The sequence below is a fragment of the Psychromonas sp. SR45-3 genome (assembly GCF_014163575.1).
GTDB classification, from domain to species: domain Bacteria; phylum Pseudomonadota; class Gammaproteobacteria; order Enterobacterales; family Psychromonadaceae; genus Psychromonas; species Psychromonas arctica.
Map to the genome: position 1 here is coordinate 1 of NZ_JACJDP010000059.1, position 17,519 is coordinate 17,519.

15 protein-coding genes are annotated in these 17,519 nt (G+C 36.8%); 12 read left to right on the forward strand and 3 right to left on the reverse strand.

The features are described from left to right. The first annotated feature begins 296 nt into the window (after positions 1 to 296). From H5084_RS18440 to H5084_RS18465, 6 genes are all read left to right on the forward strand, one after another. Positions 297 to 2,036 (forward strand): NosD domain-containing protein, encoded by a 1,740-nt coding sequence (locus H5084_RS18440; RefSeq protein ID WP_182692115.1) that lies wholly within the window; start codon positions 297 to 299, stop codon positions 2,034 to 2,036. 173 nt (positions 2,037 to 2,209) lie between these two features. Further along, the gene (locus H5084_RS18445; RefSeq protein ID WP_182692116.1) at positions 2,210 to 2,965 is read left to right on the forward strand and encodes a Nif3-like dinuclear metal center hexameric protein; all 756 of its coding nucleotides are present in this window, start codon (positions 2,210 to 2,212) and stop codon (positions 2,963 to 2,965) included. A gap of 205 nt (positions 2,966 to 3,170) precedes the next feature. Next, positions 3,171 to 4,274 (forward strand): 3-isopropylmalate dehydrogenase, encoded by a 1,104-nt coding sequence (leuB, locus tag H5084_RS18450; protein WP_182692117.1) that lies wholly within the window; start codon positions 3,171 to 3,173, stop codon positions 4,272 to 4,274. Positions 4,275 to 4,343: 69 nt separating this feature from the next. Further along, positions 4,344 to 4,880 carry a YaeQ family protein gene (locus tag H5084_RS18455; protein ID WP_028867666.1) on the forward strand — a complete coding sequence of 179 codons (537 nt, stop codon included), beginning with the start codon at positions 4,344 to 4,346 and terminating at the stop codon, positions 4,878 to 4,880. Positions 4,881 to 4,956: 76 nt separating this feature from the next. Then, entirely contained in the window at positions 4,957 to 6,411 is a 1,455-nt protein-coding gene (gene thiI / locus H5084_RS18460) for a tRNA uracil 4-sulfurtransferase ThiI (RefSeq protein ID WP_182692118.1), read from the forward strand. Between the two features lie 221 nt (positions 6,412 to 6,632). After that, positions 6,633 to 6,815 (forward strand): DUF1737 domain-containing protein, encoded by a 183-nt coding sequence (locus H5084_RS18465; RefSeq protein WP_028867664.1) that lies wholly within the window; start codon positions 6,633 to 6,635, stop codon positions 6,813 to 6,815. 427 nt (positions 6,816 to 7,242) lie between these two features. Here H5084_RS18465 and H5084_RS18470 read toward each other — a convergent pair whose 3' ends face one another. After that, entirely contained in the window at positions 7,243 to 8,013 is a 771-nt protein-coding gene (locus H5084_RS18470; RefSeq protein WP_182692119.1) for an ElyC/SanA/YdcF family protein, read from the reverse strand. Between the two features lie 19 nt (positions 8,014 to 8,032). Next, complete coding sequence (locus tag H5084_RS18475) at positions 8,033 to 8,473, reverse strand: N-acetyltransferase (RefSeq protein ID WP_182692120.1); 441 nt, start codon at positions 8,471 to 8,473, stop codon at positions 8,033 to 8,035. Between the two features lie 65 nt (positions 8,474 to 8,538). Between H5084_RS18475 and H5084_RS18480 the strand changes: the two genes are divergently transcribed. From H5084_RS18480 to H5084_RS18505, 6 genes are all read left to right on the forward strand, one after another. After that, complete coding sequence (locus H5084_RS18480) at positions 8,539 to 10,026, forward strand: RimK family protein (protein WP_182692121.1); 1,488 nt, start codon at positions 8,539 to 8,541, stop codon at positions 10,024 to 10,026. Between the two features lie 206 nt (positions 10,027 to 10,232). After that, complete coding sequence (locus H5084_RS18485; RefSeq protein ID WP_182692122.1) at positions 10,233 to 11,021, forward strand: methyltransferase; 789 nt, start codon at positions 10,233 to 10,235, stop codon at positions 11,019 to 11,021. After that, on the forward strand, positions 11,002 to 11,226 hold the full coding sequence (locus H5084_RS18490; RefSeq protein ID WP_028867660.1) for a DUF2835 domain-containing protein: 225 nt from the start codon (positions 11,002 to 11,004) through the stop codon (positions 11,224 to 11,226). The genes H5084_RS18485 and H5084_RS18490 overlap by 20 nt, the downstream gene beginning before the upstream one ends. A 767-nt stretch (positions 11,227 to 11,993) precedes the next feature. Further along, the gene (wecB, locus tag H5084_RS18495; RefSeq protein WP_028867659.1) at positions 11,994 to 13,115 is read left to right on the forward strand and encodes a non-hydrolyzing UDP-N-acetylglucosamine 2-epimerase; all 1,122 of its coding nucleotides are present in this window, start codon (positions 11,994 to 11,996) and stop codon (positions 13,113 to 13,115) included. 7 nt (positions 13,116 to 13,122) lie between these two features. Further along, the gene (gene wecC, locus H5084_RS18500; protein WP_182692123.1) at positions 13,123 to 14,373 is read left to right on the forward strand and encodes a UDP-N-acetyl-D-mannosamine dehydrogenase; all 1,251 of its coding nucleotides are present in this window, start codon (positions 13,123 to 13,125) and stop codon (positions 14,371 to 14,373) included. 97 nt (positions 14,374 to 14,470) lie between these two features. Then, positions 14,471 to 15,874, forward strand: a complete 1,404-nt coding sequence (locus H5084_RS18505) for an undecaprenyl-phosphate glucose phosphotransferase (RefSeq protein ID WP_037070874.1) — start codon at positions 14,471 to 14,473, stop codon at positions 15,872 to 15,874. 119 nt (positions 15,875 to 15,993) lie between these two features. Here the strand turns inward: H5084_RS18505 and rsmF are convergent, their stop codons facing one another. Beyond that, a complete protein-coding gene (gene rsmF, locus H5084_RS18510) occupies positions 15,994 to 17,436 on the reverse strand; it encodes a 16S rRNA (cytosine(1407)-C(5))-methyltransferase RsmF (protein WP_182692124.1) in 1,443 nt (480 codons plus the stop codon). Positions 17,437 to 17,519 lie beyond the last annotated feature (83 nt).

The following is a 17,519-nucleotide window of genomic DNA, read 5'->3' on the forward strand; positions in this document are numbered from 1 at the left end:
GCTCATTTAAACCACTAAACTGCGCTTTTTCGCCTTGAACTAAGCATAAATAGCTTAGCCCTGAGCATTTACGTTTTTATTTTGGTAAAAAGCACTCAGTTTTAATGAGTGCTGAGTAGTTACAAGATATTTATCTTCAAATTATTTTAGGCACTTCATTAACTGCGTTTTGCTATAAAATAGCACTACAGCTAAAACTGCTACCATTACAAACCAATTCATATAGCCAGATTATATATTGTATTGAGTGCTGTATTATTTTTCATTGGTATTGACTGCTACAAAAGGAATACTTTATGTTGCGAATATTTTATTGCTCGGTGTTCTTCATTAGCGGCTTATTAACGACTTCTATCCAAGCTCAATCTTTGCCTGATCCCACCTTTAATACGCTATTAAAACAATTTAACCTGCCTGCCTTTTCAAGGTATGTGTTTATTGATCCTAAATTGAAAACAAGCTGTGAACGTTATCAACCAACGACTCGTAAATGCGGGCAAGGACATTGGTTGGCTGTTAGCAATTTATCAACGGCTAATAAAATGGCGAAAGCAGGGGATCTATTTCTGTTACGTGAAGGACGTTTTAAACAAGCTTTACATGTCACTAAATCGGGTAATGCAAAGGCTTATATCGCGTTTAGCGCCTATAAAAATGAAAAAGTGACACTTTATAATGTTAATTCTATTGATCATGGGGAAGAGTATGGTGCGATATGGTTAGATGAAGTGTCATACATTGTAGTGAACGGAATTGGCGTCGATAAAAGCATTGGTTTTGGTCGCTTTTTAAATGCCCACCATAATATTTTCACTAATAACAAGTTCACTGGTTCAAGTATTTATAATGAGGGGCGAAGTGCAAGCAAACGAGGCGGCTTGTATGTCGCTTTTAGCCATCACAATCAAATCGTTAATAACCTGTTTCAAAAAGGCACGGATCTATTATCACTCGTGCATGCAAATTATAACCGTGTTCAAGGCAATACGATGAATCTGGCAGGGCACGATGTTTGGAATATCAAATGCGGTAGTTTTAATGTTATTCGAGATAATATATTCAGTAATAAAAAGCAAAAGTTAGGGGCGGTATTTGATTGCGAACAGGGCACCATGAATTGGCATGGCAATGGACGTTTTAGGCAGCAAAGTGAGGTATTGGATGCGAGCCAATATAATTTGATTGAGCATAATGTGTTTAAAGATGCGGTGCGTTATTATTCTGCAAGTGGTGGTAACGGGATCCAATATGCTGGTCAACATGGTTTGATCCGCTTTAACACTTTCTATCATACTAATGTTGGATTCAGCCTGGCTAGTTATCGACCTGAAGCAACCTATAATTATAGCAATCGAATTTATCATAATACTTTTCATGATAACTGGTGTGTTGGTATTGCCATTGGCAGTGAAATAGAAAAATTTACTGATAATCAGTTTATCAATAATATTCTTTGGAATAATCAAGGATTAGGTGCAAGCCAATGCAGTGATAACAATGCAAAACAAGTACTGTTTCGTCAAAAAGAAGGGGATGAATGGTTTGTTAATAACAATATTAGCAGTGACCTCAGTGATAAAGTGATTGGTTTGTGGGGAAACTCTCGCGAGATGAGCGTGTATGACTTTGAAGGCAGCTTTATACCGGTTCGCTTTAAGGACACTTTAGCCAGTGATCCCTTGTTTGTTAATCAAAAACAGCATGATTATAGATTATCAACCGACAGCCCTATGCTTGATACTGGCCTACATCTAAGTAAAATAATAAGCGCAACGGGGGAGGGGGATAGTTTTCAAGTACAAGATAGTCAGTTCTTTTACGACGGAGCAGGGATTACTAATGAAACAGGGGATCAAATTATGGTTCGCTCAGCGTCAATCGCATCTAAAAAGCCACAAGTTGCAACAATTGTAAAAATTGATAGGCTGTCTAATAAAATATACCTAGATAAAAACATAACTTGGGGAAAAGGCGACTTAATTTCTCTCTCTTATAGTGGTCTAGCGCCGGATATTGGTGCGTTTGAATCAAAGTGATTCTTGCTTTCATTATGCAGAACATTTTATGATGAAAAACCATTTTATTATGGGTAACAATTTGATTATGAATATCAAAGGCTAATGAACCAATATTAGCCTATTTTATGAAGTCTTATTTGTTTTTATAATGATCAAATTCCCCATTAAATACATCAAGAAAAGTGAATACTATGAATAACCGTAAACTTGCTAATAAGCTGGATCAGTTTTTAGAAATACATCAATTTAAAGATTATTGCCCTAATGGTCTACAAATAGAGGGCCGTGAGCAAGTCAAAAAAGTGGTGACCGGGGTTACTGCTAATCAGGCATTAATTGATGCGGCTATTGCCCATAATGCGGATGCAATTTTAGTGCATCACGGTTTTTTCTGGAAGGGGGAAGCACAACAAATTGTTGGCATGAAATATCATCGTATTAAAGCGCTGATAGAGAATGGCATCAATCTTTATGCCTACCATTTACCCTTAGATGTACATCCTGAATTAGGCAACAATAAACAATTGGCTGAACTACTCAATATTATTGATAGACGACCACTTGAACCTTGGGATAAACGCAGTGTAGGCCGAGTTGGGAAATTTGAAAATGCGATTACGCCACAAACACTGGTTGCCTCTATTACCCAACAGTTGCAACGAACCCCTTTATGGATAGATGGTGGTAAACCAGAGATTAAAACCATTGCTTGGTGTACAGGTGGCGGACAGGATTACATTACTATTGCTGCAGAACAAGGGATTGATGCATTTATTAGCGGCGAGATATCTGAACGTACTACGCATATTGCTAAAGAAATGGGGATTCATTACTTTGCGGCGGGGCATCATGCAACGGAACGTTATGGCGTAAAAGCCTTAGGTGAATGGTTAGCTGTAGAAATGGATCTTGATGTGATCTTTATAGATATTGATAATCCTGTTTAATATTCACTTATTTTGCTTAAATATGCTAAAAAAGTGTTTCAAAAATTGAAACTTAGTGTGCTTTTACTTTATTATGCCAAGCATGCTTACTCGTTATTATTCAATATCTAAAAACCAGCAAGCTGTGAGTTGAAAAGATTCTAGGCATAAAGGTTAAAAACTGACGAGTATAAATACAATTCGATAATTCATTTAGGGAAAAAAAATGACAACATATAACATTGCTTTACTAGCAGGTGACGGTATCGGTCCTGAAGTAATGAAAGAGGCAGTAAAAGTTTTAAAGTTAGTTGAACAGCGTAATGCAGATGTTAACTTTGAATTAAACGACGTTTTATTTGGTGCCGCTGCTTATTTTGCTACTGGTAAAGCTTTCCCTGAAGAAACTAAAGCAGCTTGTGACAAAGCTGATGCAATTCTAAAAGGGACGATTGGTTTAAATCATGAAGACTCTAAAAAAATTCCTGTAGATGAGCAACCTGAACGTGGTGCTTTATTGCCATTACGTCGTCGTTACAATACCTATGCTAACTTTCGTCCTGTGTATTTACCGAAAGGATTAGCACATTTTTCTCCGTTGAAAGCATCTGTTGTCGGTGATGGTATCGATATCATGTTAATTCGTGAACTAGTAGGTGGCTTATACTTTGGTGAAAAAGAAACTGGCGTAAATGCTGATGGTAAACGTTTTGTTCGTGAAGTATTAGAATACGATGAAGATCAAATCCGTCAAATCGTTCGTGTTGGTTTTGAAGTTTCAATGAAACGTAAAAAAGTGATGCACAATATCCATAAATCAAACGTGTTAAAATCAAGCGTTTTATGGAATGAAATCGTAGAAGAAGAAAGCAAAAACTTCCCTGAAGTGGAAGTGATCAACATTTTAGTTGATGCTGCTGCGACATACCTATGTCTAAAACCAACTATGTTTGACGTAATGGTAATGGAAAACATGTTTGGTGATATTTTAAGTGATCAAGGTGGTGGTATTTTAGGTTCTTTAGGTCTAATGCCTTCTGCTTGTAAAGGTCCTGAGAAATCTTACTACGAACCTTCACATGGTTCTGCGCCAGATATCGCTGGTAAAGGTATTGCAAATCCATACTCAATGATCGGTTCTGTGGCGCTAATGCTAGAGATGAGCTTTGGTATGGAAAAAGAAGCTAAAAACCTTTGGAATGCAATGCAAAGCGTATTTGAAAATGGTTACTCAACATCAGACCTATCTAAGCCAGGTGAAGCAAATTTAGTTAGTACTGCTGAGTTTGGTGATATGGTATGTGAAGAATTGGCGAAAATGCCTGTATAATCATTTTCTCAAGTGATTAAATAATTTTAAACCACGTTTTATAACGTGGTTTTTTTTTGGAGAAAGAACATGGCGTTAAAGCCTACTATTTTTAAAATGAACATTAATGTTTCTAACTTAGATCAAGATGTTTATGAAACTATTCCGTTAACTATTGCACAACACCCATCGGAAACAACGGAACGCATGGTGACACGTATTCTTGCATTTGTACTTAATAACCAAGAGTTTTTAAGTTTCACTAAAGGCTTGAGTGAGGCCGATGACCCAGATATTTGGGCTAAAAATTATAGCGATGAATTTTTGTTATGGATTGATGTCGGTGAACCTGCTTTTGATCGTATTAAAAAAGCTAGTCGACAAGCTAAACAGACAATCGTTTATACGTTCAACACTAAATCTGGTGTTTGGTGGAAACAGTCAAAAAAAGATTTTGCGACTATTAATGCAGAAGTGTTTCAATTTGAGTTTGAGCAAATTCAAGTTTTGGCCGCTTTAGTTGAACGTACAATGGATTTTAGTATGACGATTACTGACAATGTTTTGTATATTGCTGCCAATAAAGGCAGTTGTGAAATCAACTTAAAACGATTACAGCCCGAGTAAAGATTGCGCACAACAACGTAGTGCGTATAATTCGCACTTCAAAATTATTACAGTCCTGAATTCAAGAGTGGTACCCATGAAATTTATCGTCAAACTTTTTCCAGAAATTATGATGAAAAGTAAACCTGTGCGCAAGCGCTTCAGCAAAATGTTACAAGGCAATATCCGTAACGTACTTACTCGTCATGATGAAGAAATAAAAGTGATTTTAGAGTGGGATAAAATTATTGTACGCAGCGAAAATAATGATCCTGATAATAAAGCGAAGGTGATTCATTATTTACAAAGTACACCTGGTATTGCACATTTTTTAGAAGTAAGCGAAAGTACTTTTACCGATATTCATGATATTTACGAACAAACTAAAGTCAGTTTTGGTGAAAGTTTAGCGGGTAAAACATTTTGTGTTCGTGCTAAGCGTATCGGTACCCATGACTTCGGCTCAAATGAAGTAGAGCGTTATGTTGGTGGTGGTTTAAATCAGCATACGGATGCGCTTTCAGTTAAATTAAAAAATCCTGACGTTACTGTTAACATTGAAATTAATGAAAATAAATTATTCATGGTTGATCAACGTTATAAAGGCTTAGGCGGTTTCCCACTAGGAACACAGGAATCAGTGTTATCCCTTATCTCTGGTGGATTTGATTCAGGCGTCTCTAGTTACAAATTATTGAAACGTGGTTCTCGTGTACATTACTGCTTCTTTAATTTGGGCGGTGCAGCTCATGAAATTGGTGTGAAGCAAGTCGCTTATCATTTGTGGGAACGCTTTGGTGCTTCTCATCGTGTGAAATTTGTTTCTGTGCCTTTTGAGCCTGTTGTTGCTGAAATCCTAGAAAAAGTGGATAACGGCCAAATGGGGGTTGTACTGAAGCGTATGATGATGCGTGCTGCACGCAAAGTGGCTGATAATTTAGCAATTGAAGGATTGGTAACAGGTGAAGCATTAGGTCAGGTTTCCAGTCAAACATTACGTAATCTATCTGTGATTGACCAAGTGACTGACATGCTGATCTTACGTCCGCTAGTTGCAACCGATAAACAAGAGATTATTGATTGTGCACGTGAAATTGGTACTGCAGAAATTTCTGAAACGATTCCTGAGTACTGTGGTGTTATCTCTCAGCGTCCAACGGTTAAAGCGGTGATGAGCAAGATTGAGAGTGAAGAAGCTAACTTTGATATGTCATTAATTGATAAAGTTGTGGCTGAAGCGCAGACTCTCGATATTAAAGACATTGCAACGGCAGCAAAAGAACAAGTGACTGAAGTCGAATCAGTATCAGGTTTCTCTACTAATGACATTGTGTTAGATATTCGATCTGCCGATGAACAAGAAGATAAGCCATTACAGTTAGATGGGGTTGAAGTACAACATCTTCCTTTCTTTAAACTAGGTAGCCAATTCGAAACACTTGCTCAAGATAAAACTTATTTACTGTATTGTGACCGTGGTGTGATGAGTCAATTACAAGCTTTATATTTGAAAGAAGCGGGTTTCAATAATGTGAAAGTGTATCGTCCTTAACTTTTACAAGACACAATTAAACTTTATATACGCCTTCGTATATTATTGTTTATGTTGAAATGCTTTGATGAGATGGTAAATGCACTAAATACGGCTGATTAAATGCCGTATTTTTAGTCATCCACACTGTTTATTCACAATTTTGTCTATAAATAATAGGCCTTTACGCTAATTCATCGTATGCTGAAATGACTTCATAAGCACGATTAAAGGATATTAATATGCCAAATTCAATTGATAGTTATAAACTAATCACGGGTAAAGATGACGCCGAGTTTTGCAGTCGAATCACTAAAGTATTAAGTGAAGGTTATGAACTATACGGTTCACCAACCATGACCTTTAATGGTGAGCATGTTGTTGTTGGGCAAGCTGTAATTAAAAGACCATCACAACTGGTCTAAATGGGTTAATTACTTATTTACTACTATTTATTGCCAATCAAAACAGTTGCTCAATACCCACATAATAGTCAAATAAAGTCTGCTCTTGCAGACTCTTTTGTATATCACTAAACCTTTAAATTTTACCATTCGCTTTTCACTCATTAGTTTCTATAGCTTATGTATCTATGCTCTACTCTTGTAGTGGTAGTTATGCCAATCTAAGTAATTATCTAGTCATTTATGCTTGTTAAAATGAATCCTAGCTTCGTTGTTGATTTGATTCAGAACACCCTGTTATTCACCATTCAGGGGCCACCTAAAGCTGTTCAAAATTATCCAATATATTTTGTGTTAAGAATAACTAGTTACTGCAATCAACGCATTGCTATCATCCATTTTCCCTAACACCTAAATAGACCATTTATTTATCCAGATTGGTATTATTTTAATCAGCTAGTGTCCTAACCAACCATTGTTGTAAAAAACCGAGATACTCGTGTAAAGCGACTTGTGATTTATATAACTGATAAGCCGATGGAATATAATAATAGGCAGGTAGACTATGTGTGTTTTCTTTAGCAATATACATCGCCGGTGCGGCTATTGGATATTGATTATAATGCCTGAATAAAGCCATGGCTCTTGGCATATGCGTTGCTGAGGTTACTAGCGCTGCTTTTTTACCTTGTATCAGTGTAGACATTTGTTGCGCTTCTTGTTGTGTGTCCTTACTGCTATCTAATCGTATGATTCTTTGTTCAGGTATTGTAAATGTCAAAGCCAGTGTTTGTAATAATTGCGCATGGCTCTTTGTATCTCCAAAGCCTGAGCCTGAAACGACAAGGATGGCATTAGGGTTCGCATAATAGAGCCGTAATGCTTCACTAAAACGACTTAGTGCCGTTGCGGAAAGTTGTCCTGTAATTGGCAAGTTTTTATCATTTATACCCGATGAACCCAATACTAGAATATAGTCCAAAGATTGTTCTGCAACTAGCAATGGAGGATATTGGCGCTCTAGAGGTTTTGCTAAGTGATAAGCACTTGGTAATAAGCTGAACACAAAGAGAATGATGAAACTAAATAACGCGAGAGCTTTAGCTAATAGCTGACGTCGACTAAAAAAAAGCAGTAATAAACTGACTAATAATAATAATAAAGAGAAGGGCAGTGGCATTAATAACCCTCCAATCCATTTTTTTAATACAAATATCATGTATGACCTTTATTGAATCTTATAATTTCTTTTCAAAACACAATGCATCTTGACCATCAGCGTAATAAGCGGGTTTGATAGTGAACTGTACATAGCCTATTTTTTGATACAACCTTATAGCATTAGTATTGCTTACCTTCACTTCTAATCTAATCAAATGGCGCTGATGATGCTGTGCGACTTGTTCTAGCTCGCACATTAATTTTTCACCACAACCTTGGCCGTGAAAGTCAGGGTGAACTGCCAATGAATATAAACGAGCCCTGCGGCTGCCTTTACGGTAAAGCAATAACCCGTATGCGCTTATTGTATTGTTTCTTAGCTGCATAATAAGGTCACAGTGACCTTGTTGTATAAAATAATGAAAATTTTTACGGGTCAGTTGGTCATAATTAAAATTTAAATTTTCAATGTCCAGCAAGCGCTTAATATCTTCTATTTTTGCCTTACGATACTGCATATTTAACTTTCCTTATTAATCCTTTAGGTTCAGAATCGGCTCAATTATATAGGAGAGGAAATTTTGTGGATAACTTTATTGTAGTCGTTGATAAAATAGAAGATTGGCAACCGTTTTTTCCTACTGAACAAGTGGTAACAACCGATAGTTACTTATTTGATCAACAATACCAAAATGCTAAAAATCTTAGGGTTTTAAACTTATCAAGAAAGTATAAGTATTTGTCTCATGGATACTATTGTAGTCTCTTAGCGGAAGCGAGAAACCATAAGGTATTACCCAATTTAAAAACAATCAATGATCTCAGTAAAAAAAGTTTATACATTAATGATCTCGATGCGTTACAGCAGATCACTACTAATATGAATAGTAAATTTCTTAAGCAAGAAGGTGACATTAAGAAATTAAGCTTTAAAGTTTATTTCAGTAAGTCGCAAATAAAAGACTTCGATAAGCTTGCTCGTCAAATTTTTGAGTATTACCCATGCCCGATTTTAGAGGTGACATTAATACAAAATACTTTCTGGCAGATTGACTCCGTTGTACCAGTTAATATCAACCAACTCTCCGACCTAGAGCAAGACTTTTTTGCTAGTGCTTTAGAAAAGTACAGTAATAGAATGTGGCGTACACCTAAAAAACAAAAAGCGTACCTTTATGACCTTGCTATTTTAGTTAACCCTGAAGAAAAAATGCCGCCCAGTGACAAGATAGCCATTGAGAAATTTATGGGATCTTGTGAAAGACACGCTGTTTATTCAGAGTTAATTACGAAAAAGGATTTTGCTAGAATAAATGAATTCGATGGGTTATTCATTCGTGAAACAACTTCGATTAGTAACCATACTTATAAGTTTTCAAAAGTGGCAGCCTCGGAAGGGATCGTTGTACTGGATGATCCCAATTCTATTTTAAAATGCACTAATAAAATTTTTATGGCTAATCTATTAGACCGTTTAAAACTACCAGGTATTCCAGGGCGATTTGTCTCAAGCGCTAAAGCATCAGTATTAAACGCATTAATTAATGAATTTGGTTTTCCGCTGGTGGTAAAGATCCCCGATGGATCTTTTAGTATCGGCGTTAAAAAAGTTGATGATGTTGATCAATTGAAAGTTGTGCTCGAACAAATGCTGAAAAAAAGTGACTTGATCTTGGTACAAAAATTTCTCTATACAAAATACGATTGGCGAGTTGGTGTATTAGGCGGTGAAGGCTTGTTTGCTTGTAAGTACTTTATGAGTGAAAACCATTGGCAAATATACAATCATGAAAAAGATAAAGACAGCGACCAATTTAGTGGTGACTCTGTTACTTTAGCTTTTGAAGACGTGCCAGAAAAGGTTAAAAAGGTCGCAATAGCCGCTGCTGACGGCGTTGGAAATGGATTATATGGCGTTGATTTAAAAGAAGATGAACAAGGTAATGTTTACGTCGTTGAAGTAAATGATAACCCTAGTATCGACCATCAAGTCGAAGATGATTTCTTAGGTGATAAGTTGTATGATCGCATTATCACTTGGTTTATTGAGCAGATGAAATCTAAAAAATAACGTTAATTTATTATAAGAGGCAGCTGTATTGATAATACAGCTGCCTATTTTTTATGCCTGCTTTTTAGCTTATGTTTGCATAATAAGTGCAATTTTTAAGGAAAATGCTGTTAATTCAAATAAGTCACGTTAATTTAGGTAAATAAAGGCCATTTTAAGCGCCTCCTCCCTTTAACAAAAACCAATAAAGATGAGAATATAATTTAGTGATTGATCATAATTTTGACCCTATAGCACAAAAATTTATTAATAATATTTATGGAAGCGATAAAGGTGCAATCCGAAAAGAGGTTGTTTGGCGAGAGTTGTTAGCGTGCATGCAGCGATTAAACAAACCAACATTACGTATTTTAGATGCTGGCGGTGGTTTTGGTTATTTTAGTCAAAAACTAGCTGCTTTAGGTCATCAAGTGGTGTTATGTGATATTTCTGGTGAGTTACTTACGGTCGCTAAACAACAATTAGCGGATAAACCCTATAAAAACAATGTAACCGTATTACATTGTGCGATTCAAGCGTTAAATGAACATATTGAGGGACAGTTTGATTTGATTCTAAATCATGCGGTATTAGAGTGGTTAGCTGAACCTGAATCGACCTTACATAGTTTATTAAACTGGCTCAATGATGATGGCTTAGTGTCATTGATGTTTTACAATAAAGAGGCACAACGTTTCTTTAATTTAGTATCGGGTAATTTGAATTTTGTCGCGTTAGGCATGCCACGGAAAAAGGTAGTGCGCTTATCACCTACGAATCCCTTATTTGAAGCCGATGTACTTGATTGGCTTAAACGTGCAAACATGTCTGTCATAAAAAAAACCGGCGTCCGCGTTTTACATGATTATATGAAATCTGCAGACTTTTCTGAACATAATTTTGAACAGTTATTGGCAATGGAACTGAAGTATTGTCAACACGAACCTTATGCGTCATTAGGACGTTATACTCACTTGACCATTACTAGGAGTTGTAATGAAGCAGTATCATTTTAGAATAAGCATCAGTTACCAAGAGTTTGAAAAATTATATCGTGTTCCTAATACGGTAGTGAAAGTGCGTAGCGAACAAGGCGCAATGTTGCAGTTACCTGCGATGCGTTTTGTCCCTTTTTTTACTCAGCTAGGTGTGCGTGGATATTTTGAATTACAGTTAAATGATGACAATAAATTTCAAAAGCTTATTTGTTTATATAATTAAGATAATACTAACGATTTATTTTGTGAATTTTTTGAGCGTTATTAGGCTGTTTTTACAATGAACTCTGTTATTTTAAAACCCTGTAAGTAATGGATCCGTATATTTTGATAGCGCATGAGTTATTTATAAAAATAGTGATTTACGTAAGTGAGCAGTAATTCAGCTTGAAACGCTTTTTATAGTGACATTATTGTTCATTGATGAAATGTCCCCTAAGCGCTGAAAAAACTATAAAAACGAATTGCTCGTTTGTTATTGTTTTTTTATGTCATAATTGAGTTTGTTTTTTTATAATTAATTAAAACAGTTGCTTATGATTAATTTAGAGTTTGATAGTGCAATTTTTACTGCTATTATGGCCTCCTTATTCACTAACCCATCTTCATTCTATTAACTTTCTCATTATCTGTTTTTATTTTATGACTTTTTATTTCTCTCGTTATTATTTAAACTTTATTTAATTGTTATCGGAGTGATATTGTCAATGATCTTTCCCGTAAACTAGCTATTATGTAATAACAATAGAAATTACGCTTATCTTCAACGTGATAAGTTGATTTTTAATTAATAAAACTGTCATAATTGATAAATTCAAACAATAATGTTTTTTATATATAATAAAACTACGTAACCTACACTCGTTAGTCAGAACATGTGAGAGTAAGTTGAGACTTTGGCTTTTAACTATTTTAAAGTTGAATTAAGATCAAAGAGTTAAATAACTGACTTATGTATATTAAGCATTGAATAACTTGTAAGGCTCTGAAATGAAAAAAGTGTTAACAGTCTTCGGTACACGCCCCGAAGCAATAAAAATGGCGCCTTTGGTTCATGAGCTTGCCGCAGAGCCTGGAATTGAGAGTAAAGTATGTGTGACTGCTCAGCATAGGGAAATGTTAGATCAAGTCTTGCAGTTGTTTAACATTAAGCCCGATTATGATTTAAATATCATGAAGCCAGGGCAAGATTTGTTCGATGTAACCGAAAATATATTGAATGGCCTCAAGCAGGTACTGGATGACTTTAAACCTGATGTTGTACTTGTTCATGGGGATACAACGACGACTTTCTCTGCCTCATTAGCTGCTTTTTATAAGCAAATTGATATTGGTCATGTAGAAGCAGGATTGCGTACCGGTGATCTGTATTCTCCTTGGCCTGAAGAAGCAAATCGAAGATTGACTGGGGTATTAACCCGCTATCATTTCGCTCCTACCGAATTATCAAAATCTAACTTACTTAGAGAACATGTTCCCAATGACCATGTGGTTGTGACGGGTAACACTGTTATTGATGCCTTGTTATGGGTTAAACAAAAATTAGAATCGGATACTGGCTTACAAACTTCTCTGGCTGAGCAGTTTCCCTTTTTGGATAGTAATAAAAAAATGATCTTAGTGACAGGACATCGTCGAGAAAGTTTTGGTGGTGGATTTGAACGTATTTGCGAAGCATTGGCTAATATTGCTAAAGCACAACCCGATGTGCAAATTGTTTACCCAATGCATATGAATCCCAATGTAAGAGAGCCGGTTAATCGTCTATTAAGTACATTGAATAATGTGTTTTTAATTGAGCCTCAAGATTATTTGCCCTTCGTATATCTCATGAACCGCTGTTATCTTATTATTACCGATTCCGGTGGTGTACAGGAAGAAGCCCCATCTTTAGGTAAACCGGTTTTAGTGATGCGAGATACCACCGAAAGACCTGAAGCTATTGAAGCTGGCACAGTAAAATTAGTCGGCACGGACGTTCAACGTATCACTTCAGAGACTATTTTGTTATTAACTGATGATGAAAAATATCAAACAATGGCTAAATCGCATAACCCTTATGGTGATGGTTTTGCATGTGCTCGTATTGTTAAAGAATTATTAAAGGATTAAATAAAAAATGCCATTTAAAACTATATCTGTTATTGGTCTAGGTTATATTGGACTACCTACCGCTGCTGTGATTGCCTCTCGTGGTTTTGACGTAATAGGTGTTGATGTTAATGCCGATGCGGTTAATACCATTAATGCAGGTCAAATACATATTGTAGAGCCTGATTTAGACATCGTCGTTCGAAGTGTTGTCACCACTGGCAAACTTCGTGCGACAACAACCGCTGAACCTGCGGATGTATTTATGGTCGCGGTGCCGACTCCTTTCAAGGAAGATGCTACGTCATCTCATTCGCCTGACTTATCCTATATCGAAGCCGCTGCAAATATGATTGCTCCCGTGCTAGTTAAGGGTAATCTAGTTATTTTAGAATCAACTTCTCCTGTTGGGACCACTGAAAAGTTAGCGGGTTGGTTAAAGTTGGCTCGACCTGACTTAACTTTCCCTCAGGATAAAGGCGACGCTGCCGATATCAAAGTGGCTCACTGCCCTGAACGAGTTTTACCTGGACATGTATTAACTGAACTCGTTTCAAACGACCGTGTGATTGGTGGCATGTCTGACGCATGTAGCCAACTGGCGATACAATTGTATGAACAATTTGTACGTGGTGAGTGCATTGTTACCAATGCGCGTACAGCCGAAATGGCAAAACTGACTGAGAATTCATTCCGTGATGTTAATATTGCCTTTGCTAATGAACTTTCTGTTATCTGTGATAAGTTAAAAATTAATGTGTGGGAACTGGTTAAGCTAGCGAATCGACATCCACGAGTGAATATTCTTAACCCTGGACCGGGTGTTGGTGGGCATTGCATTGCTGTTGATCCTTGGTTCATTGTTGATAGTTGCCCTGAAGAAGCAAAAATAATTAAACAAGCACGTTTGACTAATGATGCTAAACCACATTATGTTGTGGATCAGATATGTAAAGCCGCAGATGAATTCAAACGTCCTGTTATTGCTTGTTTAGGATTAGCTTTTAAAGCAGATATTGATGACTTGCGAGAAAGTCCTGCGTTAGAAATCGTTAAAGACCTCGTTGCTAAAGGGCTAGGCGATATTATTGCCGTTGAGCCTAATATCAAGCAACTTCCTACTTCTTTGTCAGAATCTGGCGTGACACTTTCTTCCTTGGGCGATGCTTTAGACAAAGCAAATGTTGTCGTCGTCTTAGTGGATCATAAACAATTTAAATCAACAGAACGCACTCAGTTTGCAACAAAAGTGGTGATAGATACACGCGGTATTATTTAATACGTGCATTAAAACCGTTTATAAGTTGAAATAATACCCATATGTGACTACTTTTATGGCTTCAACTTATCGAAAAAAATGTTTTAAAGGGAAGTAAATGCCTGTTCAACACAATGTTAAAGATAATAGTGCTCATGCATATTCAGCATTATACCGTTGCATTGATTTTGTCATTATCCAATTAACTCTGTTTTTAATTGTTCACTTTAAAGGTGAACAATTAACAGATACTTATTTGGTGGTTGGCTTAATCGCTTCACTTGGTTTTGCATTTTCTGCTGAAAGCCAAATGCTCTACCGTAGCTGGCGAGTGGGAGAGTTCTCTCGTATCACCAGTTATACTTTTTTATCCTGGGTGGCAGGCATTTTTAGTGTCGTTATCTTTCTATTCTTTAGTAAAACCAGCGTAGATATTTCGCGAGTGATTATCGGCTCTTGGATCATCATCAACTGTTTTGCACTGGCTGGTTGGCGAATTCTTTTTTACCTGTTTTTATTCAAACGAAGACGAGCAGGGTATTACACTAAGAAAGTCGCTATTTTTGGTTTAACATCTTCGGGTGAACTATTAGCAGATGAACTTATTCATAAGCCTGAAACTGGGTTTACATTACTCGGCTTTTACGATGATCGAGCTGATCATCGTTCTACCACCAAGCACATGGATTGCTTGCTAGGAGATATTAGCCAAGGGTTAGCATCTGCGCAGGCCGGAGAAATCGATGTCATCTATATTGCACTCCCTTTAGCTGCTCAAAAGCGCATTGAGGAATTGCTTCGATCATTAGGTGATACGACGGTTGATGTGTTTTTAGTACCTGACTTTTTTACTTTTAATTTAATTAACTCGCGCTTATCTAATGTGGGTTCGATTCAAACTATTAGTGTCTATGAATCACCAATGACAGGGCCTGCAAGTTTAATCAAACGTATTGAAGATGTAGTCGGTGCAGTATTGATTTTATCTGTCATTGCTTTACCGATGTTAATCATTGCCTTGCTTATCAAAAAAGATTCTCCTGGGCCGGTTTTTTTCAAGCAAATGCGTTATGGTTTAGACGGGCGGCCTATTAATGTATGGAAGTTTCGTTCCATGAATTCGATGGATAATGGTTCTTTTGTGAAACAAGCGGTAAAGGGGGATTCTCGTATCACCAAGTTAGGGCATTTCTTACGTAGAACGTCGTTGGATGAATTACCACAATTCATTAATGTGTTGTCTGGCAGTATGTCATTAGTTGGGCCTCGCCCACATGCTGTTGCCCACAATGAAGAATATAGAAAGTTAGTTGATTTTTATATGTTACGCCATATCGTCAAACCCGGTATTACGGGCTGGGCGCAAATTAATGGATGGCGTGGTGAAACGGATACACTTGATAAAATGGAAAAACGCGTTGAGTTCGATTTAGAATATATTAGAACTTGGTCAATTAGTTTTGATATAAAAATTATTTTCATGACGGTTTTCAAAGGTTTTGTAAATAAAAATGCCTACTAAATATAATCGCTTATTTTTTATTATTGCTTAACCCTTCAGGTATCAAACACTGCTATCAATGATTGATTAGCTGGCCCCTAAAGCCAGCTAATCTTATTTTCAAGCATTAACACGTATAATTACTGTTCAAATAGATTCTTATCTATGATCAGATCTCTTGGCAAACTATTTTTAATACGGTTATCGAGTGATTTACCTAGGCCAATAATATACCCCTGATAACTCAGCAACACTTCGCCCTTGCTATTTTTAGTATCGATATCATGGATATCTCTACCTTGAAAGTATTCTCGTGCTTGATGCGCTAATAGGTTAATCGATGATGTTGTTTGTTGGCCATAACAGGTGGCAAATTCATGGGTACATTTGAAGCCTGATTTACGTCCTTTGCCAAATTGCTCGGCAATTTTTATTCCTAATCTAGAAAAACGTAACTCATTAATCAAAGGAATTATATTTTCTGAGAATAACCAAAACTCATCATCTCGTTGGTATAAAACCCCCTCTATTTCGGTGATACCAAATTGTTGCTGAAAATAGTTAAATAATTTTTCTTTCGTTGTTATAGCGGCAGGCTGAAAAGGAAACTTACCTAAGCGTTTATTTGCTTGAGGGGATTCAACATGACCAGTCTTTTTAATGCTTGCTACAAAGAACCCCTCTGTATCATAAACTTGCGGCCATATATGTAAAAAACCTTGCTCTGTTACTGTTTTATCTGCCCCTTTAAATAAATCACCTAATGATAAGAATTCAACTTGCTCAGGGTAGGTTTCCTGTAGGTGCAAACAAACCTCTTGGTTCTCTTCTAGGCTTAAAGTACAGGTTGAATAGACCATTACTCCGCCGGGTTTAAGCGCCTGAAATGCACTTTCAATGAGTGTTTTCTGAGTGGCTGAAATGCTTTCAATCGCACCTTGCCCCCAGTTTTTCATTGCTTGTTTGTCTTTTCGTACTGTGCCTTCACCAGAGCAAGGGGCGTCTAACAAAATAGCGTCAAAAGTGTTAGGTAACCATTGCCCAAATACGTTGGCATCAAAGTGTGTCAAGGCAACGTTTTTAATACCACAACGTTGTATATTTGCGTGCAACATTTTGATCCTGCTTGATGAGTATTCATTAGCAATGATCAAGCCCTGATTGTTCATTTCGGCTGCTAATTGTGTTGTTTTGGAGCCAGGTGCGGCTGCGGCATCTAATAAGGTGGATTGTGCTGAACCTTGGAAGTGGTGGGTAAGTGCGGACACCGGCATCATTGAACTTGCTTCTTGCACATAGAATAGGCCTGCCAAGTGTTCCGCACTATTACCTAAAGGGCATTGCTGTTCATCAAGTTCTATCCAAAATCCATTTGTACACCAAGGGATAGGCGTCAATTGCCAATTCTTATTTTCAGCAATGACCAAAAATGCCTCAATACTGATTTTAATCGTATTAATGCGGATAGCTCGGCGTAAAGGGCGTCGGCAGCTAGCCACTAAATCGTCAATATTTAAATGAGCTGGCAAAATCGTACTCATTTTATCGATAAATGCTTGTGGTATAAACGTATTACTATCCATTTCAATCCTTAAAGAGTGCTCACTAATACCATTAATTCACTTACGTTATCGATCATTTTGGTGGTTAATAAAGTTAATAAAGT